At 31.2% G+C, this 21336-nt stretch carries 16 protein-coding genes; 3 read left to right on the forward strand and 13 right to left on the reverse strand.

Annotated elements, in window-relative coordinates:
* Window position 1 precedes the first annotated feature (1 nt).
* The 11 genes from ACJJVK_RS04310 to ACJJVK_RS04360 form a co-directional block, all read right to left on the reverse strand.
* Window positions 2-1411, reverse strand: a complete 1410-nt coding sequence (locus ACJJVK_RS04310) for a rhodanese-like domain-containing protein (RefSeq protein WP_405563558.1) — start codon at window positions 1409-1411, stop codon at window positions 2-4.
* Between the two features lie 72 nt (window positions 1412-1483).
* A complete protein-coding gene (locus ACJJVK_RS04315; protein WP_405563560.1) occupies window positions 1484-3211 on the reverse strand; it encodes a SulP family inorganic anion transporter in 1728 nt (575 codons plus the stop codon).
* 49 nt (window positions 3212-3260) lie between these two features.
* Window positions 3261-4283 (reverse strand): Holliday junction branch migration DNA helicase RuvB, encoded by a 1023-nt coding sequence (gene ruvB, locus ACJJVK_RS04320; protein WP_405563563.1) that lies wholly within the window; start codon window positions 4281-4283, stop codon window positions 3261-3263.
* A gap of 107 nt (window positions 4284-4390) precedes the next feature.
* Complete coding sequence (locus tag ACJJVK_RS04325) at window positions 4391-6172, reverse strand: cbb3-type cytochrome c oxidase subunit I (RefSeq protein ID WP_215994285.1); 1782 nt, start codon at window positions 6170-6172, stop codon at window positions 4391-4393.
* A 33-nt stretch (window positions 6173-6205) separates the two neighbouring features.
* Window positions 6206-7210: a cytochrome c oxidase subunit II gene (locus tag ACJJVK_RS04330; RefSeq protein WP_405563566.1), complete on the reverse strand. Its 1005-nt coding sequence runs from the start codon at window positions 7208-7210 to the stop codon at window positions 6206-6208.
* Between the two features lie 33 nt (window positions 7211-7243).
* Window positions 7244-8689: a quinol:cytochrome C oxidoreductase gene (locus ACJJVK_RS04335; protein ID WP_405563568.1), complete on the reverse strand. Its 1446-nt coding sequence runs from the start codon at window positions 8687-8689 to the stop codon at window positions 7244-7246.
* Between the two features lie 31 nt (window positions 8690-8720).
* Entirely contained in the window at window positions 8721-9263 is a 543-nt protein-coding gene (locus tag ACJJVK_RS04340) for a c-type cytochrome (protein ID WP_405563571.1), read from the reverse strand.
* Between the two features lie 10 nt (window positions 9264-9273).
* A complete protein-coding gene (locus ACJJVK_RS04345; protein WP_215994281.1) occupies window positions 9274-9801 on the reverse strand; it encodes a DUF3341 domain-containing protein in 528 nt (175 codons plus the stop codon).
* Between the two features lie 2 nt (window positions 9802-9803).
* Window positions 9804-11258, reverse strand: a complete 1455-nt coding sequence (nrfD, locus tag ACJJVK_RS04350; protein ID WP_405563574.1) for an NrfD/PsrC family molybdoenzyme membrane anchor subunit — start codon at window positions 11256-11258, stop codon at window positions 9804-9806.
* A 22-nt stretch (window positions 11259-11280) separates the two neighbouring features.
* On the reverse strand, window positions 11281-14343 hold the full coding sequence (locus tag ACJJVK_RS04355; protein ID WP_405563575.1) for a TAT-variant-translocated molybdopterin oxidoreductase: 3063 nt from the start codon (window positions 14341-14343) through the stop codon (window positions 11281-11283).
* Window positions 14344-14415: 72 nt separating this feature from the next.
* On the reverse strand, window positions 14416-15720 hold the full coding sequence (locus ACJJVK_RS04360; RefSeq protein ID WP_405563578.1) for a cytochrome c3 family protein: 1305 nt from the start codon (window positions 15718-15720) through the stop codon (window positions 14416-14418).
* 195 nt (window positions 15721-15915) lie between these two features.
* Here ACJJVK_RS04360 and ACJJVK_RS04365 point away from each other — a divergent pair, with 195 nt between their 5' ends.
* Complete coding sequence (locus ACJJVK_RS04365; protein WP_215994277.1) at window positions 15916-16284, forward strand: SPOR domain-containing protein; 369 nt, start codon at window positions 15916-15918, stop codon at window positions 16282-16284.
* 11 nt (window positions 16285-16295) lie between these two features.
* Here the strand turns inward: ACJJVK_RS04365 and recJ are convergent, their stop codons facing one another.
* A complete protein-coding gene (recJ, locus tag ACJJVK_RS04370; protein ID WP_405563580.1) occupies window positions 16296-17981 on the reverse strand; it encodes a single-stranded-DNA-specific exonuclease RecJ in 1686 nt (561 codons plus the stop codon).
* Window positions 17982-18015: 34 nt separating this feature from the next.
* Complete coding sequence (locus ACJJVK_RS04375; RefSeq protein ID WP_405563583.1) at window positions 18016-18450, reverse strand: OsmC family protein; 435 nt, start codon at window positions 18448-18450, stop codon at window positions 18016-18018.
* Window positions 18451-18532: 82 nt separating this feature from the next.
* Between ACJJVK_RS04375 and ACJJVK_RS04380 the strand changes: the two genes are divergently transcribed.
* Together ACJJVK_RS04380 and ACJJVK_RS04385 are read left to right on the forward strand one after the other, a co-directional pair.
* A complete protein-coding gene (locus ACJJVK_RS04380; RefSeq protein ID WP_405563586.1) occupies window positions 18533-20725 on the forward strand; it encodes a T9SS type B sorting domain-containing protein in 2193 nt (730 codons plus the stop codon).
* 4 nt (window positions 20726-20729) lie between these two features.
* Window positions 20730-21332: a carboxymuconolactone decarboxylase family protein gene (locus ACJJVK_RS04385; protein WP_215994273.1), complete on the forward strand. Its 603-nt coding sequence runs from the start codon at window positions 20730-20732 to the stop codon at window positions 21330-21332.
* Window positions 21333-21336 lie beyond the last annotated feature (4 nt).

Consider the following 21336-nt stretch of genomic DNA (forward strand, 5'->3'; position numbering starts at 1 on the left):
ATTATTTTAAAGTTGTTGGGCAAACAGCTTTATCTGTTCTTTTAATATTTGTATTTCTAATTGCTGCATAACCACCTGTAACATCAATTACATTATGAAAACCACGTGCTTTTAATATGGATGCTGCAATTACTGAACGATAACCACCTGCACAATGCACATAGAAATCTCCTTTTTTTGGAAACTCGGTTATATGATTATTTAAAAAATCTAATGGTGTACTTGGTACATTTTCTATATGCTCACTGTCATATTCACCTGGTTTTCTAACATCAAAAACAGTGGCATTATTATTTATTTTATCTTCTAAAACATCCGCAGAAACAGATGATAAAGTATCGATTTCATTAGCAGCATCTTGCCAAGAAGTAAAACTACCTTCTAAATACCCTAAAACATTATCAAACCCAACTCTAGACAAACGAGTTATTACTTCTTCTTCTCTACCTTGTGGAGATACTAATAAAATTGGTTGATTAATATCTTTTATTAATGCACCAACCCAAGGTGCAAAACCACCATCTACACCAATAAAAATAGATTGAGGAATAAATCCTTTTATAAATTCTGATTGATGGCGTACATCTAAAATAATAGCATCTGTTGTATTAGCTACTAATTCAAAATCTTTTACTGATAAAGGTTTTGCTGATGTTTTTATAACATCTTCTATATCTTTATAACCTTCTTTATTCAATTTTACATTTAAAGGAAAATAAGCTGGTGGAGGCAATAAACCATCTGTAACTTCTTTTATAAATTCCTCTTTGGTCATGTTTGCTCTTAATGCATAATTGGTTTCTTTTTGATTGCCAATTGTACCTACAGTTTCTTTACTTAAGTTTTTACCACAAGCAGAACCAGCTCCATGTGCTGGATAAACAATAACATCATCAGCTAACGTCATTACTTTAGTTCTTAGACTATCGTATAAAAAACCTGCTAAGTCCTTTTCTGTAATATCTCCTTTTTGTGCTAAATCTGGTCTACCAACATCACCTAAAAACAAAGTATCACCACTAAAAAGTGCATAATCTTTTCCATTTTTATCTTTTAGTAAATAGCAGGTACTTTCCATTGTATGCCCAGGAGTATGCAAAACTGTAATTGTAATATCACCTAATTTAAATACTTGATTATCTTCTGCTATTAAAGCATCGAAACTTGTTTTAGCAGTTGGGCCATAAACAATTTTAGCTCCTGTTTTTTCTGCTAGAGTTACATGACCACTCACAAAATCTGCATGGAAATGTGTTTCAAAAATATATTTAATTTTTGCGTTATTATTATCTGCTCTTTTAATATAACTTTGGACTTCTCTTAAAGGGTCTATTATAGCAACTTCTCCATTACTTTCTACATAATAAGCGCCTTGTGCTAAACAACCTGTATAAATTTGTTCTATTATCATAATCTTAAATTCAACTTTCATTAATCCTCAAAATTACTTTTGAGTTTCTATTTTTTAAATGATATTTATCAGTTACTTATATGCTTGATGAATATATTTTGCATATTTTTCTTGATGTTTCCTATCTCCAGTTTTATAAAATTTTACAGCTTGGTTAGACCTCATAAAAAAATGATTGATATCTATAATTTGTAAAATTCCGCTTCTAAATAAATCGTCTCTAACAGGACCTTTTACACCTGCAAAATAAAATTTAACTCCTTTTTTCTGATAAAATTTAATGCGTTCTTTTAGCATTTCTACTCCAGTACTATCTACTCTATTAATGCTTTCTGCATCTAGTACAATCAATTTTAATGCATCTCCTTTTTTAGCAGCTCTTATGTCTAAATTATCTCTAAAGTAACTTGAATTTGCATAAAATATTTGTGCATCAAATCTAAAAACTAAAATATCATCTTCTATAATTACTTCTTCAAAACGGTTTTTATTTCGATAAAAGTTTGAGTCAGGTACTTTGCCTAACTCTGTAGTATAAGGTCTAGATGTTCTATATATTAATACGATTAAAGACAAACCTACACCTACCATAATTCCGAATTCTATGCCCAGTAAAAGTGTTGCTAAAAAAGTAGAAATCATTAACCAGAAATCTAAATTATTTGCTCTCCATAAAAATGTAGCTTCTTTAAAATTTATCAAATTAAATACGGCAACTATAATAATTGCTGCTAATACAGTTTTTGGTAAATGATAAAATAATGGAGTTAAAAACAATAAAGTTAATATTACCATAAGTACAGAAATTAATGCTGCCATTCCTGTTTTTGCGCCACTTTCTTGGTTTATAGCAGAACGTGAAAAACTAGATGTTGTAGGGTAAGCTTTAAATAAAGAACCTACCATATTTGCTAAACCTAATGCAATTAATTCTTGGTTGGGTCTTATTCTATATTCATCTTGTTTGGCTTCTAAAGATTTACCAATTGAAATGGTTTCTAAATAACCTACCATTACCAAAGTTAAAGCTATTGGTAATAATTCTTTAATTTGATCTAAATCGTATTCTGGAAAACCAAAAACAGGCAAACCTGATGGAATGTCTTTTACAATAGATACATCATTAAAAGACTTACCAAAATATTTCATAATTAAAATTCCGATGATAACTACAATCAATGCATTTGGAATTTTTTTATTGATTTTTCTGAAGGTTATTATTACAATAACAGAAATTAATCCTATGATTGTTGTATGATAATTAAAATCAGAAATTTGCAACCAAATATCTTCTAAAACATACTGAATTTGGTCACTCTGTAAAAAATCTACACCTAATAAATTTCTAAATTGATTTAACCCAATTATTAAAGCTACTGCAGATGTAAACCCAGTTATTACTGGTTTTGATAAGAAGTTTACTATAAAACCTAAACTAAAAATTCCTAATATTAATTGTATGGCACCAACCATTAAAGCCAATAATATTGCTATGGCAATATAACTTTCTGAACCTGCTAATGCTAATGTAGAAACACCTGTTGCTACTATTAAAGAATCCATAGCTACAGGACCAATTGCTACTTGTCTAGAAGAGCCAAAAATAGCATACATAACTTGTGGCACTAAAGCACAGTATAAACCATAAATTGGTGGCAAACCTGCAATTAAAGCATATGCAATACCCTGTGGAATTAAAATAATACCCACAGTTATACCCGCTAATAAATCACCTTTAAAATGAGAAGCATTATAATTAGGTAACCATTCTAAAATAGGTATTACTTTTTTTATATTCATGTTTAACAATAACCTTCTATAGATGAATAAGCTATCTTTTTTCTAAAATCTAGAATAGTTCACCTTGATTTCTACCCTTTGTCCTTCCTAAATGTTTATAAGCTAATTCTGTTACTTCTCTTCCTCTAGGTGTGCGCATTATAAAACCTTGCTGAATTAAAAAAGGCTCGTAAACTTCTTCTATAGTTTCTGTATTTTCTGATACTGCTGTTGCAATTGTACTAATTCCTACAGGCCCTCCTTTAAATTTATCAATTATGGTTTCTAGAATTTTGTTATCCATTTCATCTAAACCATGAGCATCTACGTTTAATGCTTTTAAAGCATATTTTGCAATCTGTATGGTTATTGTACCATCACCTTTTATTTGTGCAAAATCTCGAACTCTTCTTAATAAAGCATTTGCAATTCTAGGTGTTCCTCTACTTCTACCAGCAATTTCTATTGCTGCTTCCATAGAAATGGGTACTCCTAAAATATGAGAACTTCTTTGTATAATAGTAGTTAATAGTTCTGTTGAATAATAATGTAAGCGACTACTAATTCCAAAACGTGCTCTCATTGGTGCTGTCAACAATCCTGAACGAGTTGTTGCACCAATTAAAGTAAAAGGTTCTAAATTGATTTGAACTGTTCTAGCATTTGGGCCAGATTCAATCATAATATCAATTTTGTAATCTTCCATAGCAGAATATAAATACTCTTCTACAATAGGACTTAATCTATGAATTTCATCAATAAATAAAACATCTCTTTCATCAAGATTAGTGAGTAAACCTGCTAAATCTCCTGGTTTGTCTAAAACTGGACCAGAAGTAACTTTAATACCTACTTGTAATTCATTTGCCAAAATATGAGCCAAGGTTGTTTTACCTAAACCTGGAGGTCCATGAAACAAAGTATGGTCTAAAGCTTCATCTCTTTGATTAGCAGCTTCTACAAATATTTTTAAATTTTCTAATGCTTGATCTTGTCCTGTAAAATCATCAAAAGTAAGTGGACGTAATTTTTTTTCTACATCTAGATCCTCATTTGATAAATTTGTGTTTTCAGGATTTAAGTTTTCATTCATATATACAAATATAAGAGAATTTGAATCAGATTAAATGTAGCTTTTGTTACAAAACAAAAAACCTTTCCAAAATTTGGAAAGGTTTTAATATATTATAATTATTTATTTTAAGAAGGCTCTTCACCATCTAATAAAGGCGTTGTTTGTAATACAAAGTCTTGTCCATGTAAATAATCACTATCATCATCATTAGGGTCTACTCTTTTACTATAATCGTAAGCCCATCTGTGTACCTCAGGAATTTTACCTGGCCAGTTTCCATGAACATGTTCAACAGGAGTTGTCCATTCTATAGTGTTAGAATTCCAAGGGTTTTGTGTTGCTTTTTTACCTCTGTATATAGAGATAAAGAAATTTGCTAAAAATATTAATTGTCCTGCTCCTCCAATTAAAGCAAAGATTGTAATTACAACATTTACATCTGCTAAATCATCAAACATTGGAAAAGCTGTATTAGAATAATACCTTCTTGGTAAACCTGCTAAACCTATAAAATGCATTGGCCAAAATACACCATAAGCACATATTATAGAAATCCAGAAGTGCCAATAACCCATTGTTTTATTCATCATTCTACCATACATTTTAGGGAACCAATGATAAATACCAGCATACATACCAAATATTGCAGATACACCCATTACTAAGTGAAAGTGAGCAACTACAAAATAAGTATCATGAATAGCAATATCTAAAGCAGAATCTCCTAAAACTAACCCTGTTAAACCACCTGTTACAAAAGTTGATACTAAACCAATAGAAAATAGCATTGCTGGGTTTAACTGCAAATTACCTTTCCATAATGTGGTTATATAGTTAAATGCCTTTACAGCAGAAGGAATTGCAATTAATAAGGTTGTAAATGTAAATACAGACCCTAAGAAAGGATTCATACCAGAAATAAACATGTGGTGCCCCCAAACAATTGTAGATAAAAATGCAATTGCCATAATTGACATTATCATTGCTCTATATCCAAAAATTGGTTTTCTAGAGTGTGTAGAAATAATTTCTGATGTAATACCTAATGCAGGTAATAATACAATATATACCTCTGGGTGACCTAAGAACCAAAATAAGTGTTCAAATAACACTGGTGAACCTCCTTGATAATGTAAAACTTCTCCTGATATAAAAATATCTGATAAGTAGAAAGATGTACCAAAGCTTCTATCAAAAATTAATAATAATGCTGCTGATAATAATACAGGGAAAGAAACAACACCAATAATTGCTGTAATAAAGAAAGCCCACATTGTTAAAGGCAATCTAGTCATTTTCATTCCTTTTGTTCTTAAATTGAATATTGTTACAATATAGTTTAATGAACCTATTAAAGAAGATGCAATAAATATTGCCATTGCAACTAACCATAATGTCATACCTGCACCAGAACCTGGAATTGCTTGTGGCAATGCACTTAAAGGTGGATAAATTGTCCATCCTGCAGATGCTGGACCAGCTTCAACAAATAAAGAAATTACCATAATTACACTTGAAATAAAGAATAACCAGTAAGATACCATGTTTAAGAAACCAGATGCCATATCTCTAGCACCAATTTGCAATGGGATTAATAAGTTAGAAAAAGTACCACTTAAACCAGCAGTTAGTACAAAGAATACCATAATTGTACCATGTATTGTAACTAATGCTAAATACATATCTGGGTTCATTACTCCATCTGTTTGATGAGGCCCTAAAAAGGCTTCAATCAATGAAAACGATTCTTCTGGCCATGCAATTTGCATACGGAATAACATAGACATAAATACACCAATAATTCCCATAAACATACCAGTTACTAAGAACTGTTTAGAAATCATTTTATGATCTTGACTAAAAATATATTTTGTTACAAATGTTTCTTTATGATGATGTTCTGACATAATCTATTTATTTGTAGTGTCTTAATTTTTTATTTATTTAATAACTGAAGCTAATGTAGGTTGTTCTGCAATCCATTTATCATATTCTTCTTGCTCAACAACTGTAATTTTCATTTGCATACTATAATGAGATGCACCACAAATTTTATTACATAATAATAAGTAATCAAATTCATATGGATCTTCTCCTTTAGCATTTCTAATTTTATTAATACCTTTTGTTTTAGCAATAACTTCTGATTGCTGTCTCATTTCTTCAGTAGTGTATTTTGGTGTAAAACCAAACTCTGTAACCATACCTGGAACACAGTTCATTTGTGCTCTAAAGTGAGGCATATAAGCTGAATGTAATACGTCTTGAGATCTAAATTGGAAATGAATTTTCTTTCCTTTAGGTAAGTATAATTCTGTTACTTGCTTATCATCAAGAGCATTTTTATCATTCATATCAACACCCATTGTGTTAATACCTTTAATGTAATTTACGTTTCCTCTTCCTAAAGCATTGTCTTCTCCTGCATAACGTGCATCCCATCTAAATTGCTGAGAGTATACTTCAATAACAATAGCATCATCATCAGATAAATCCATAACATTATTCCATTGCCAAAGACCATAACCTATTAAACCAACTAAAACAATTGCAGGAGTAACTGTCCAGATTAACTCTAGTTTATGACTATCAGCATAAAATTTTGCTTTGTTGTTTTTATTTCCTCTATACTTAAAAGTAAAAAAGAAAATTAAAAATTGCATAATAAACTGAACAATACCAATTAACCAAAAAGTAATATTGAATAATCTATCATCATGTTCTCCTTCAATTGAAGCAGATTCAGGTAACATTAATACATTTAAAGCAATTAAACAGTAAATCATTATGGCATATAAAAAAACCATAAAATAAATTGCATTTTTACCTTGTTTCGCATTGTCTTCATCGTTAGCAATAACACCTCTAAAATTTAAAATTCTAGTAATTTGCCAAACACTTACACCTATTGCAACACCTATAAAAATATAAAATAGAGCTAGCATATATATCTTTTCTTATTTGTTTAAATCTTATTATTAATGATGATCTGATCCTTCTCCTCTATGTTCAATATTGTAATAGTGGAAATGTGTACTTTCTTCTAAATACGGATTACCTTTTGGTAAAGGGTTAGCTTTTGCAAAAGCACTAAACACTGTATATATAAAGATTCCTAAGAAGAAAAGTAAAGCACTAAATTCAGGTATACCAAAAGACCATTGAGCACCAACTGTTGCTGGCATAACCATTACAAAAATATCTACATAATGACCTGCTAAGATTACAACACCCCCTATTAAAACAAACCAAGGCATGCTCTTAAAGTCACTATTTAATAATAATAAAATTGGGAATACAAAGTTCATTACAACCATTGCTAAAAATGGTAATTTGTACTCATTAAATCTTGCTACGAAATATGTTGTTTCTTCTGGAATATCAGCATACCATATTAACATAAACTGAGCAAACCATAAATACGTCCAAAATACTGAGAAACCGAACATGAATTTAGCTAAATCATGAATATGACTATCATTAACAGCTGGTAAAGCACCTTTTGAACGTAAATAAATTGTTACAAAGGCAATAACTGTTAATGCACTTACTAATAAACTTGCTAATACATACCAACCAAATAACGTTGAAAACCAATGAGGATCTAACCCCATAATCCAGTCCCATGACATCATAGATTCTGTTAACATAAATAGGAAAATAAATCCTACAGATACATTATAATTTAACTTAAATGTTTTATTGTTATCATTTGCTGTATCTTCCTTAATTGAGTTTTTACGTATAAACCATCTGTAAGCATTCCATATAGCTAAATAAACAATACTTCTAATTGTCCAACCTGGTAAATTAATCCACCAAGACTTACCATCTACAATTGGATCATAGTTTTCATGTCCAACAGTAAAAACACCTTCAGCCATCCAAGGGAACATATGGTTCATGTGCATAGCAGCAGCTATAACTACAATTAACATAACAATAGAAGTTGGCACTAAATTAGCCGTTATTGCTTCCATCACTCTGAATAAAACAATAGACCAACCAGACTGTGCTACTCTTTGTGCTGCATAAAATGCTAAAACTAATAATGAAATTCCTAAAAAGAAAAACAAAGAAACATATAAAGCAGACCAAGGTTTATTTTGTAATTGATGTAAAACGTGTTCTGCATGAGCATCATCATGATGTTCACCATGAGCAGTTTCTACATGGTGTTCTTTTTTTACTTCAGAATGATGAGCATCTTCCTGAGAATGATGAGCATCAGTGCTTTGATGAGTTTCTTTTACATCTTCATGAGTATTAGCATGATCATCTCCATGAGAAGATTGATGTGCAATAATTTCCTTAGCCTCATCTATTGTAGATGGAGCAGAAGCAAAACTTATTACAATTCCTATTAAACCTAATGCTATTAGGGCTAATGAAAATGTTTTTAATTTACCTGAGAATTGATACATATCTTTAGTATTCTATCTTTTTGTAATTATATTATAATTCAGCTCGTAAATTTTCTACGTAATGAATTATCTGCCAACGTTCGTTATAAGTTAATTGAGATGAATGAGAACCCATTAAGTTTTTACCATGCATAATAACATGATAAATACTACCTGCATTTATGTCTCTATCTTTATAACTTGGTATTCCTTCAAATTTTTCAGCTTGTGATAAATATCCATTTCCATCACCTTTTTTACCATGACAAGAAATACAATATATTTCATAAAGCGCTTTTCCTTTTTCTAAATTCTCTTCAGAAGCTTCTAAAGGATTTTTTAATTCAGCCTTTGCTTTATCATAACCTTCTGCAGTATCAGGAATATCATAAGCAGGATGTCCTCCTCTAGGTATAGTACCTGCAACAGGTTTGCTATTGACTGGCTTATTGTTTATTCCTTCAGCACCATTAGCATCATAAGCAACAGATTCATACATATCTGGCATATATTCTAATTGCGGTTTTCTTTTGTTATTACAAGAAATAATACTTGCAAAAACTATTAAAGCGATAAATAATTTAAAATTCTTCATTATCTATTTATTAGTGCTTATCTACTAAATTAATTTCTACTGCTCCTGTCTTTTCTAATAAAGATGTTAATTCATCTACATTATTATGTACAGGTATTTCCATTAAAAAATGATCATCAGTAGTTCTCGGATCTGGATTTTCTGCTTTTTTAAATGGCCATATTTTACTTCTCATATAAAAAGTAATCACCATTAAGTGTGCAGCAAAAAACACAGTTAATTCAAACATAATTGGCACAAAAGCAGGCATATTTTCTGCCCAAGAAAAACTTGGTTTACCTCCAATATCTTGTGGCCAATCTTGAATCATCATGTAATTTGTCATCCATATAGCAACAGACAAACCTGTAATTCCATAAAAGAAAGCAGTAATAGCTAATTTAGTTGGAGCTAAACCCATTGCTTTATCTAATCCATGAACTGGAAAAGGACAAAATACTTCTTCTATGTGATGACCATCTGCCTTAACAGCCTTAACTGCATCTAATACAATTTCGTCATCATTATAAAACGCGTGAATAACTTTTGATGATTCCATAATTATTCTTTAGTTGATTTATCTGATGTACCTTCTGATTCAACTACATTAATAGCTGGTTTAGTTGGTAAACCTTGTTCTCTCATTTTTTTATAAGACTCTCCAGAAGACTTTAATATTGTCTTCATTTCTGCAATCGGAATTACTGGGAATGTTCTTGCATATAATAAGAATAATACAAAGAAAAAACCTATAGTTCCTATAAAGATACCAACATCTACAAAAGTTGGCTCAAAACGCCACCAAGTTGATGGTAAATGACCTTTACTTAATACGATTGCAATAATATCAAAACGTTCAAACCACATACCAATATTAATAACTATTGATATAATAAAAGACCATATAAAACTTCTTCTAATTTTCTTAAACCATAATAATTGTGGTGTAAAAATATTACATATTAATAATGACCAAAATGCCCAACCATAAGGGCCTGTTTCAGCACCAATAGATAAGTATGTATAATATTCATAAGGTGAACCAGTATACCAAGCTATAAAAAACTCGGTTGCGTATGCAACTGCTACAATACCACCTGTTAAAATAATCACGATATTCATGTACTCTACGTGCATACGTGTAATATAAGATTCCATATTAGTAACCTTACGCATAATACCTAATAAGGTTTGTACCATTGCGAATCCTGAGAAAATTGCTCCTGCTACAAAATAAGGTGGAAAAATAGTTGAGTGCCAACCTGGATTAATTGATGTAGCAAAATCCATAGATACAATTGTATGTACTGAAAGTACTAACGGAGTTGCTAAACCTGCAAGCACTAAAGAAACTTCTTCAAAACGTTGCCAATCTTTAGCTCTACCAGACCAACCAAAACTCAATAATGAATATATTTTCTTTTGAAAAGGTTTAACTGCTCTATCTCTTATTGTTGCAAAATCAGGTAATAAACCAGTCCACCAAAAAACTAATGATACAGATAAATATGTAGAAATTGCAAATACATCCCATAATAATGGTGAGTTAAAATTAACCCATAGTGATCCAAATTGATTTGGAATTGGCAATACCCAATACCCATTCCATGGTCTACCCATGTGAATAATTGGGAACAAACCTGCTTGAAAAACGGCAAAGATTGTCATAGCTTCTGCAGAACGGTTTATGGCCATTCTCCATTTTTGACGGAATAATAAAAGTACCGCAGAAATTAATGTTCCTGCATGACCAATACCTACCCACCATACAAAGTTTGTGATATCCCAAGCCCAACCAATGTTCTTGCTTAATCCCCAAACTCCAATACCTGTTCCAACTGTATAAAAGATACATCCAAACCCCCAAAGCATTGCTGCTAAAGAAATATAAAATGCGATATACCAATTCTTATTTGCTTTACCTTCTATTGGTTTAGCAATGTCTTCGGTAATATCATGGTAACTTTTATCACCTAATACTAAAGGTTCCCTTATGGGTGCTTCGTAATGAGACATATTTTTATATCTTAATTTTTAATTACGCTTCGTTTGTATTCTTTATTTTCACTTGATAGATTACATTAGGTTTTGTCTGTAAGTAATCTAACACATTGTAAGCTCTTTTGTCTTCTGCTAAAGCAGCTACCTGATCTTCTTTGTTATTAACATCTCCAAAAACCATAGCCCCAGTTGTACATGCTGATGAACAAGCTGTTTCAAACTCATCTGTATTTACTGGCCTTCCTTCTTTTTTAGCTTTTAAAATAGTTGCTTGCGTCATTTGTATACACATTGAACATTTTTCCATAACTCCTCTAGAACGAACTACAACATCTGGGTTTAAAACCATTTTACCATACTCATTGTTCATATTAAAATCGAACTCGCTATTATTTGCATAATTAAACCAGTTAAATCTTCTAACTCTATACGGACAGTTGTTAGCACAATATCTTGTACCTACACACCTGTTATAAGCCATTTGATTCTGTCCTTGACGACCATGTGAAGTTGCTGCTACTGGACAAACAGTCTCACAAGGAGCATGATTACAGTGCTGACACATCATTGGTTGAAAAGTAACCTCTGGGTTTTCAGCTTCAGTTTCTAATGCTTCATACATTTCACCTCTTCCTAAACCTAACTCTTTAGCCTCTTCTCTTGTTTCTACTTTAGAAGAGTAATATCTATCAATACGCAACCAGTGCATATCTCTACCAACTCTAACTTCATTTTTACCAACTACTGGCACATTGTTTTCTGCATGACATGCAACAACACAAGCACCACAACCTGTACATGATGTTAAATCTATTGATAAATTAAAGTGATGACCAATTTCTCTGTTATGTTCATCCCATAAATCAATAGTATTAGCTTCTACTTCTTGATGATCGTAAGAAACCATTGAAGGTTTATTCCATCCATGATGATGATCTTTAGGAGCAACAGTATTGTACTCTTTTAAAGATGCCACTTTTAAAATATCATGACGACCTGCAATTGTTTTTTGTACCTGAGTACAAGCAAATTTATGATTACCTGATACTTTTTCAACTTTAACATTATATTGAATGTTATTACCTCCATTATATAATGGATAAGCATTAACACCTACTTGCATTTCTTCTTTTAAACCAAAAGTTTTACCATAACCTAATGCTAAACCTACAGAACCTTTTGCCTGACCAGGTTGAATCATTACTGGAACAGTAACTTCTACACCATTTACAGTTACTTTAGCAAAATCTCCATCTATAGCACCATTATCTTTAACAGGATTTTCGAAACCTAATTCTTTTGCGTCAGCAATAGAAACAGTTAAATAGTTATCCCAAGAAGCTCTGGTGATTGGATCAGGAAATTCTTGTAACCAAGGATTGTTTGCTTGTTTACCATCTCCTAAACCAGTTTTAGTATATAAGTTTAATTCAAAACCTGTTGCTTTTTTTGCTGAGCTTGCTAATTGATTAGCTGCATCTGAAACTGAAACCGTGCTTTCAAAAGTAGCTGCATCTGAAACTAACTCAGCTGTAAAGAAACCATTATGTAAAGCTGTGTTCCAAGAAGAACCTCCTAAAACATTTTCAGCAGCGTAAGTTTTTAAATAATCGTAATATTTTACAGAACTACCAGACCATTTTAATAAAGTGTCTTGAAATTGACGTGTATTAAATAAAGGCTGAATAGTTGGCTGCATTAAACCATAAGTAACAGAATCAAACTGCGTATCTCCCCAAGACTCTAAGAAATGTGGAGCTGGCAATGCAAAATTAGAAGCATCTACTGTAGCATTCTTTTCTGTTGACAACGCAACAGATAATTCTAATTTCTTTAATCCTTCAGAAAATTCTGATGAATTTGACAAAGTATAAACTGGATCTACATTATAAGAAACTAATCCTGCAACCTTACCAGATTTTATATCTGAAACTAATTTTACTACTTCTGCATCATTTCCTTGACGAACATTTAAAGAATTAGTAGTATCAAAAATTTCACTGTTTAATGCTTCATTAATTGCAAAAGCAACTAATTGTGCATTTTTATCATTTAACCCTGTTAAAACAACAGATTTAGAACCTGATTTCTTTAACTCTGTAGCCATGCTTTTAACTTCAGCATCTACAGGAGTTGATTTAGAAGCAACAGCATTACCAGTAATTGCATTATATAAATTTAACAAAGCAAATACTTGATCAGAAGGCTTTAAAACCACTCTTTTATCAGAATTTGCACCAGTTAAAGACATATTACTTTCAAACTGCACATGGTAAGACATGTGACCGGTTTTTGGATCTCTACCTGCAATAAATTGCTTTTCAAACCCTCCATGAAAATCTCCTAAGAAATCCGCACCAAAAGAAACAATTGTTTTTGCCTTATCTAAATGATAGTTTGGCAAAGCACGTTTTCCATACATTGCTAACATAGCATCTGCAGCACCAGATTCTGAAACTGCATCATATACAACATGTTTTGCATTTGGATTTGCAGTAATAAATTCTGAAATAATTTTATCTGTAGAAGGACTAGCCATTGTTCCTGTTAATAAAACAACAGATTTACCACTTTCTTTTAAGTTATTTAATTTTTGAGCAATTTCTTTATCTGCATCTAACCAAGAAATAGATTCACCAGCTTTGGTTGGCTCTTTTAATCTAAGTTTCTCATCATACAAAGATAAAACAGAAGCTTGTACTCTTGCACTAGTAGTTCCATTTGCATCTTTATTAGGCATTATTTGAATTGGACGACCTTCTCTAGTTTTTACTAAAACATTTGCAAAATCGTAACCATCAGCAATAGAAGTAGCATACCAATCTGCAACTCCTGCAATAATATCATTTGGCCTTACAACGTAAGGTATAGACTTTCTAACAGGACCCTCACAAGCTGCTAAAGAAGCTGCTGCAGTAGTAAAACCAACATATTTTAAGAAATCTCTACGTGAAGTAGAAGTTTTCTCTAATGTTTCTTTATCACCTAAAAACTGATCCGTAGGAATTTCTTCTACAAATTCATTTTTACTCAGCGTTTCAACAATAGAACTATCTTTTAGTTCCTCAACACTTTTCCAGTATTTTTTGTTTGAAGCCATTCTTTATTTATTATTTAACGATTAAAAAATTTAAAAACAATTTTTGAATCTTTTAATATTTGAATCTTTTAATTAATAGTGACATTTACCACATTCCTTACCCCCTAATTGAGCAATAGTAACCTGATCTACATTGTATTTTTTCGCTAACTCATCGTGAATTTTAGCATAATATTCATTACCCTTTAAATCCACTTTAGTTTCTTTATGACAATCTATACACCAACCCATAGTTAAAGGCGAGAATTGACGCATCTCATCATATTCTTCTACAGGACCATGACATTTCTGACATTCTAAACCTGCAACAGTTACGTGCTGAGAATGATTATAATAAACAAAGTCAGGTAAATTATGAATCCTAACCCATTTCACAGGCTTAGTTTCTCCTGTATACTCTAAGGCATCAGCATCCCAACCTGCAGCATCATACACTTTTGCAATTTCTTTATCTAACTCAGCCTTTCCATAAGTCATTCCATCCCACTCAACCTGAGTTCCTTCTGCTACTTCAGAAATATTTTTATGACAATTCATACAAACATTTACAGATGGTATTCCAGAGTGTCTACTGTGTTTTGCTGAAGTATGACAATACTGACATTCAATCTTATTATCTCCTGCGTGAATTTTATGAGAAAAAGCAATAGGCTGTAGAGGCATATACCCCTCATTAACACCAACTTTAAACAAAGTTCCAAAAAGGAAATAAGCCCCCATCAACAAGACAAATATCGTAGACAGAACCTGTAAAAAAGTATTTCTTTTTAAGCCAGCCCAAAGTTCATGCAAATCTCTTTTAAGATTTGATGTTGATTCTGGAGATGTATTACCTTTTAATTCATTTACCTGCTTTAGTAAACTAGCAATCATTAAAAAAGCAACTACTATAGCCCCTGCTAAAAAGTATATAATCCATTTTGGAGCACTACCTTGATTAGAACCACCATTTGAAACAGCAGCATCACCAACAACTTTTTTAACTGGATCACCAACAGTAGTATAATATATGATATCGTCTATTTGCTTATCAGTCAACTGAGGAAAAGCAGACATTACAGATCCATTGTATTCTTCAAAAATAGCAATAGCATCTCTATCCCCAGAAGCTCTAAACTCTGCATTATTCTTAATCCAACTTTTTAACCAATCATGTTCTCTACGCAATTCAACCCCACCTAAAGCAGGACCAATTAATTTCTTATCTAATTTATGACAAGAAGCACATAAAGATTTAAAAATTTTTCTACCTTCTTTTTGGCGCGCTTCATCTATATCTTGTGAAAAAGAAGACAAGCTAAATGCAAAAAACAGAATAATTGTAAAACTCTTAAGAAGAACCTTGGTTAGATTACTGTGTAACGCTACACTTTTCATATTTACAAACTATTTTTAGTATCGTGTATAAAATAGCTCAAAAAACGCTTTTTGAACAGTTGGACAAAAGTAGTACATATTGCTAAAAATTAAAATAGGAAAGCCGCGTTAAATATTAATTTATAACAATTCTAAATAACAGTAGTTGTCAATATATTCTATTTGTAGTCGTTATTTTTGTAGAAATTATTTTATATGAAAAACAATGCTTTTTTGGGGTTTATCTTTTTATTATTCATATTCTGTTCTCAAGGAATTACAGCTCAAAATATTACAAATAGTAGTCCAGAAATTAAGCGTTTAATAACTAAAAAAAGATCTTTTAACAAAACTTATGGTTATGGGTATATTATTCAAATATATTATGGTAACGAAACCAAAGCCAGAAGTTTAAGAAGTAAATTTAGGTTAGAATTTCCTGGAGTTTATACTGAATTAGACTACAACAAACCAGATTGGAAAGTTTTAGTTGGAAGATATAAAACAAAACTTGAGGCAGATAAAGCAATTATCAATTTTTCAGAAAAATTTTCTGGCCTTATTGTTATCCCTTTAGGAAAATAAGATTCATGTTTTTACTTTAAATCTTTCAAAATCAATTGAATGGATTTATAACCATTCCATTCATTTTCATCTAAAGTATAAACGATATCAAAATCATCTTGTACAAATTCCATTTTATCACCTAAATTAAAACCAATAGCATTCATTGTTTTTTTGTTATCACCTTGAAAAACACCCAGTTTTAAATGGGTTTGGTCTGCACCTACTTTTTTACCATAACCATTATCCCTTACACAATTCGATCTAAAAACGGGTTTCATATTTTGAGGTCCAAAAGGTGCCATTTGCTGTATAATTCTAAAAAATTTTGGTGTTATTTCTGATAATTCTATTTCAGAATCAATTACAATTTCTGGAGTTAATAAGGATTTATCGATAGTTTTTGATACAACTTCTTCAAATTTATTCTTAAAATTGATATAATTTTCGGGCAATAAAGTTAAACCAGCAGCATATTTATGACCACCAAATTGTTCTATAAACTCATCGCATTTATGTAAAGCTTCATAGACATCAAAACCTTTTACTGATCTTGCTGATGCCGCTAATTTATCACCACTTTTTGTAAAAACTAAAGTTGGTCTGTTGTATTTTTCTATTAATCTAGAAGCTACAATACCAATTACACCTTTATGCCAATCATCTTGAAAAACAACAGAAGAGAACTTATTTTCTTCTTCATTATCAATAATTTGAATTAAAGCTTCATTAGTAATTTTCTTATCTAAATCTTTTCTATCAGCATTAAAAATTTCAATTTCTGCAGCAAAATCTACTGCTGTATCAAAATCCATTTCAGTTAATAATTCAACAGCATAATTGCCATGTTTCATTCTACCAGCTGCATTAATTCTTGGTGCAATAACAAAAACAACATCAGTAATAGTAAGTTCTTTCTTTTTAATTTGATGAATTATTGCTTTGATTCCATTTCTAGGATTTTGATTGATAACTTGTAAGCCATGAAAAGCTAAGACCCGATTTTCGCCATTCATAGGTACAATATCTGCAGCAATTGCAGTAGCCACCAAATCTAAATAAGGTAAAAAATCTTGAATTGTTTTATTTCTTTTTGAACCTAAAGCTTGTATTAACTTAAACCCTACTCCACAGCCACACAACTCATCAAAAGGATAATTACAATCTTCTCTTTTTGCGTTTAAAACTGCAATTGCTTCTGGAATTTTATCACCTGGTTTATGATGATCGCAAATAATAAAATCGATATTTTTCTCTTTAGCATAAGCAACTTTTTCAATTGCTTTTATACCACAATCTAAGGCTATGATTAGAGAAAAATCATTGTCTTCTGCAAAATCGATTCCTAAATAAGACACTCCATAACCCTCTGCATATCTATCTGGAATGTAAGTTGCAATATTGTTGTGAATCGTTTTTAAATAAGATGAAACTAAAGAAACTGCAGTTGTTCCATCTACATCATAGTCACCATAAATTAAGATGTTTTCATTTTCTGAAATGGCTTTTTCAATTCTTTGAACTGCCAAATCCATATCTTTCATTAAAAAAGGATCATGAATATCATCTAAACTTGGTCTAAAATACTTTTTTGCTTCTTCGAAAGTTTCAATATTTCTCTGACAAAGAATTGTTGCAATGCTTTTATCAACACCCAAAGCATTTGCTAGATTATCTACTTTTTCTTTTTCTGGTTTAGATTTTAAGGTCCATCTCATAGCAATTTAATGTTGATTTTACTTAAACAAATTCTTAGTTATTCTCTAAATTATGTAAGTGAATTTCTATTTCTACTTCTGCAAATTGACGAAACATCTCCATAACTCCACAGTATTTTGTTACAGATAAGTTTACTGCTTTCTGTATTTTTTTAGGCTGTAACTCTGCGTCTGTAAAATGATAATCTACTTTTACTTTATTGTAAAATTTAGGATGTTCATCTGTTAATTCTGCTGTTACTTCAATTTTAAAATCAGCAACTTCTGCATGCATTTTTTTTAATAAAGAAACCACATCTAAACCAGAACAACCTGCTAAAGAAGACAACATAAGCGCTTTAGGCCTAAAACCTTCGCCTTTACCACCACTTTCTTCACCTGCGTCCATAAATAAATTATGTCCACTTGGGTTATCAGATTCAAACTGCATATTTTCTTTCCAAACTGTAGTTACTACATTTTTAGCCATATTTTATATTTTTATTAATTTTGAAGTCTTAAATTGTGCTATTCAACAAAAATAAGAAAACACAAATTAGATATTCGTAAAAATGCACAAATCTGTAGAAATTAAACAAAATTTAATCACTTTTCTTTTTTTGATGATTACCTCATTTTCGTATTCTCAAGCAGATTTAGCACCTTCTATAACAGCATCTGGCAGACAACGTTTTTGCCCTGGTAACTCCATTAAAATTGTTACTGATTTTACAATTTCTGATCCAGATGATACTACTATAGCAAGTTTTTTTATTCAAATATCTACAGGATATCAATTAGGTTTTGATATTTTAGAGTTGATGGGCAACCATCCAAACATAACAACTTCATGGAATTCTAATGAAGGAAAACTAACTTTAACTTCCGCTAATTTTGGAACAGAAATATTATTAACAGAATTAGAAAATGCTGTAAAAGATGTAGTTTTTAATACAAACTCTAATAGTATTACACCAGAAAAATTCTTTTCTTTAAGTATTGGTGATGCTAATTACCTACCTTCTACAGATCATTTTTATGAATTCATTTCTAAAACAGGAATCACTTGGAAAGATGCTAAAACTGCTGCAGAAAACAGATCTTATTATGGAAGACAAGGTTATTTAGCAACTTTAACAAGCCAAATTGAAGCGGATTTTGCAGGTGAACAAGCATCTGGAGCTGGTTGGATTGGTGGTTCTGACGAAGAAACTGAAGGGATTTGGAAATGGGTTACAGGACCAGAAGCTGGTACAATTTTTTGGAATGGACAAGGAAATGGAAATTCGCCAACTGGCGAATTTGCCAATTGGCATACTGCTGGTGATGAACCTAACGATTTTGGTGGCAATGAAGATTATGCACATATTACACACCCAAATCTTGGTGTTCCTGGTAAATGGAATGATTTACCAAATATTAGTGGTGTGCTACCTGATAATGATTATTATCCACAAGGTTATATTGTAGAATATGGTATCCCTTCAGATCCTACTCTAAATATTGTTGCTTCTACTAGTATTTATATTCCTCAAATTACATCTACCACAAATGCTTCAATTTGTGAAATTGGAAACGCTACCATTAGTGCAATAGCAAGTGAAGGAGAAATCGTTTGGTATGAAAATTCGAGTATCAACTCAACATCAGAATTAGCAAGAGGCACTAATTTTACGGTAAATAATATTTCTACTACAACAACATTTTACGCTTCTGTAAGTGTAAATGGCTGTACAACTTCGCCAAGAACAGCGGTTACAATTACTGTTCTCGAAAAACCCACAATTACAAATACAACTAACGATTTAATTTGTTCAGGAACTGCAACATTAAATGCATCTGCTTCTGATGGTGATGTACATTGGTTTGAATCTACAACAAGTACAATTCCAATTTTTATTGGTGATAATTTTACAACTCCTAATTTAAATGCAACTACAAGTTATTATGTAGAAGCTAATAATTTTGGTTGTATTTCTTCTGCAAGAACTGAAATTACTGCTGTTGTAGATAATACAATTCCAGAATTTGATGTATTGCAAACCACCTATGTTTTATGTGCAGATATAGGATCTATTGATTTAGAAACTACAAATCCACTTGGAAATTATAGCTATGTTTGGAAAAAAGACGGTGAACATTTATCTGGAAATTTATCAACTATAAATATTAATAGTTCTGGAATTTATACAGTAAGCGCAATTTCTGATGCTGGCTGTGAATCTTTAGAACAAACTATTTTTGTAAAAGATTCAGAAAAAGCAACAATTACTATAGATGATGTACTAATTTCTGATGATTCTAATAACAATTCTATTCAAATAATTAATTTAGATTTAGGTAGTGGAGAATATGAATTTGCTATTGATGATGAATTTGGAAATTATAAGAGTGATGGTTTTTTCGATAATTTATCCACAGGAAATCATACCTTATATATAAATGATATTAGTGGCTGTGGAACTGAAAGCTTTGTGTTTTCTGTTTTGGCTTATCCAAAATTTTTTACGCCTAATGAAGATGGTATTAATGATTTTTGGAAAATAACAGGTTATGACACCACTTTCTATACTTCATCCGAAGTTTTAATTTATAACAGATATGGAAACCTCATTTATCAATTTAATGAAAATAGTCAAGGTTGGGATGGCAATTATCAAGGAAAAAAATTACCATCTAATAGTTATTGGTTTAAAGTAAGACTAACAGATGTAAATGGTTTATTTATAGAAAAAATAGGAAATTTTAGTTTAATAAGAAAATAATAAAATGGCATTAGTAACACCTTTATCAGCAGAACACGATTTAGAAACAAAAAAATTAGCAGAATTCTTTAATGAAACATTAGGTTTTTGTCCAAATTCAGTTTTAACAATGCAAAGAAGACCTGCAATTTCTAAAGCATTTATCAACTTAAATATGGCTGTTATGGCTAATGAAGGACGTGTAACTTCTGCTTTAAAAAGAATGATTGCTTGGGTTTCTAGCAATGCAACTGGTTGTAGATATTGCCAAGCACATGCAATTAGAGCTGCAGAACGATATGGAGCTGAACAAGAACAATTAGATAATATTTGGGAATATAAAACTCACCCAGCATTTTCGGATGCAGAAAGAGCTGCTTTAGATTTTTCTTTAGCTGCTTCCATGGTACCAAATGCTGTAAATGCTGAAATAAAAACTGAACTTTACAAGTATTGGGATGAAGGAGAAATTGTAGAAATGTTAGGTGTAATTTCTTTATTCGGATATTTAAATAGATGGAATGATTCTATGGGAACAACTATGGAAGAAGGAGCCATTGATAGTGGTAATCAATATTTAGGAAAACACGGTTTTGAAGTTGGCAAACACGATGGTTCTAAGTATTAGTATC

This window comes from Polaribacter sp. Asnod6-C07, assembly GCF_045063625.1.
Taxonomy (GTDB): Bacteria; Bacteroidota; Bacteroidia; order Flavobacteriales; family Flavobacteriaceae; genus Polaribacter; species Polaribacter vadi_A.

Excerpts from the sequence above, each read along its gene's own strand:
- ACJJVK_RS04310 (WP_405563558.1), bottom strand. The coding sequence starts at position 1,411 with ATGATAATAGAACAAATTTATACAGGTTGTTTAGCACAAGGCGCTTAT.
- ACJJVK_RS04315 (WP_405563560.1), bottom strand. The coding sequence starts at position 3,211 with ATGAATATAAAAAAAGTAATACCTATTTTAGAATGGTTACCTAATTAT.
- ruvB (WP_405563563.1), bottom strand. The coding sequence starts at position 4,283 with ATGAATGAAAACTTAAATCCTGAAAACACAAATTTATCAAATGAGGAT.
- ACJJVK_RS04325 (WP_215994285.1), bottom strand. The coding sequence starts at position 6,172 with ATGTCAGAACATCATCATAAAGAAACATTTGTAACAAAATATATTTTT.
- ACJJVK_RS04330 (WP_405563566.1), bottom strand. The coding sequence starts at position 7,210 with ATGCTAGCTCTATTTTATATTTTTATAGGTGTTGCAATAGGTGTAAGT.
- ACJJVK_RS04335 (WP_405563568.1), bottom strand. The coding sequence starts at position 8,689 with ATGTATCAATTCTCAGGTAAATTAAAAACATTTTCATTAGCCCTAATA.
- ACJJVK_RS04340 (WP_405563571.1), bottom strand. The coding sequence starts at position 9,263 with ATGAAGAATTTTAAATTATTTATCGCTTTAATAGTTTTTGCAAGTATT.
- ACJJVK_RS04345 (WP_215994281.1), bottom strand. The coding sequence starts at position 9,801 with ATGGAATCATCAAAAGTTATTCACGCGTTTTATAATGATGACGAAATT.
- nrfD (WP_405563574.1), bottom strand. The coding sequence starts at position 11,258 with ATGTCTCATTACGAAGCACCCATAAGGGAACCTTTAGTATTAGGTGAT.
- ACJJVK_RS04355 (WP_405563575.1), bottom strand. The coding sequence starts at position 14,343 with ATGGCTTCAAACAAAAAATACTGGAAAAGTGTTGAGGAACTAAAAGAT.
- ACJJVK_RS04360 (WP_405563578.1), bottom strand. The coding sequence starts at position 15,720 with ATGAAAAGTGTAGCGTTACACAGTAATCTAACCAAGGTTCTTCTTAAG.
- ACJJVK_RS04365 (WP_215994277.1), top strand. The coding sequence starts at position 15,916 with ATGAAAAACAATGCTTTTTTGGGGTTTATCTTTTTATTATTCATATTC.
- recJ (WP_405563580.1), bottom strand. The coding sequence starts at position 17,981 with ATGAGATGGACCTTAAAATCTAAACCAGAAAAAGAAAAAGTAGATAAT.
- ACJJVK_RS04375 (WP_405563583.1), bottom strand. The coding sequence starts at position 18,450 with ATGGCTAAAAATGTAGTAACTACAGTTTGGAAAGAAAATATGCAGTTT.
- ACJJVK_RS04380 (WP_405563586.1), top strand. The coding sequence starts at position 18,533 with ATGCACAAATCTGTAGAAATTAAACAAAATTTAATCACTTTTCTTTTT.
- ACJJVK_RS04385 (WP_215994273.1), top strand. The coding sequence starts at position 20,730 with ATGGCATTAGTAACACCTTTATCAGCAGAACACGATTTAGAAACAAAA.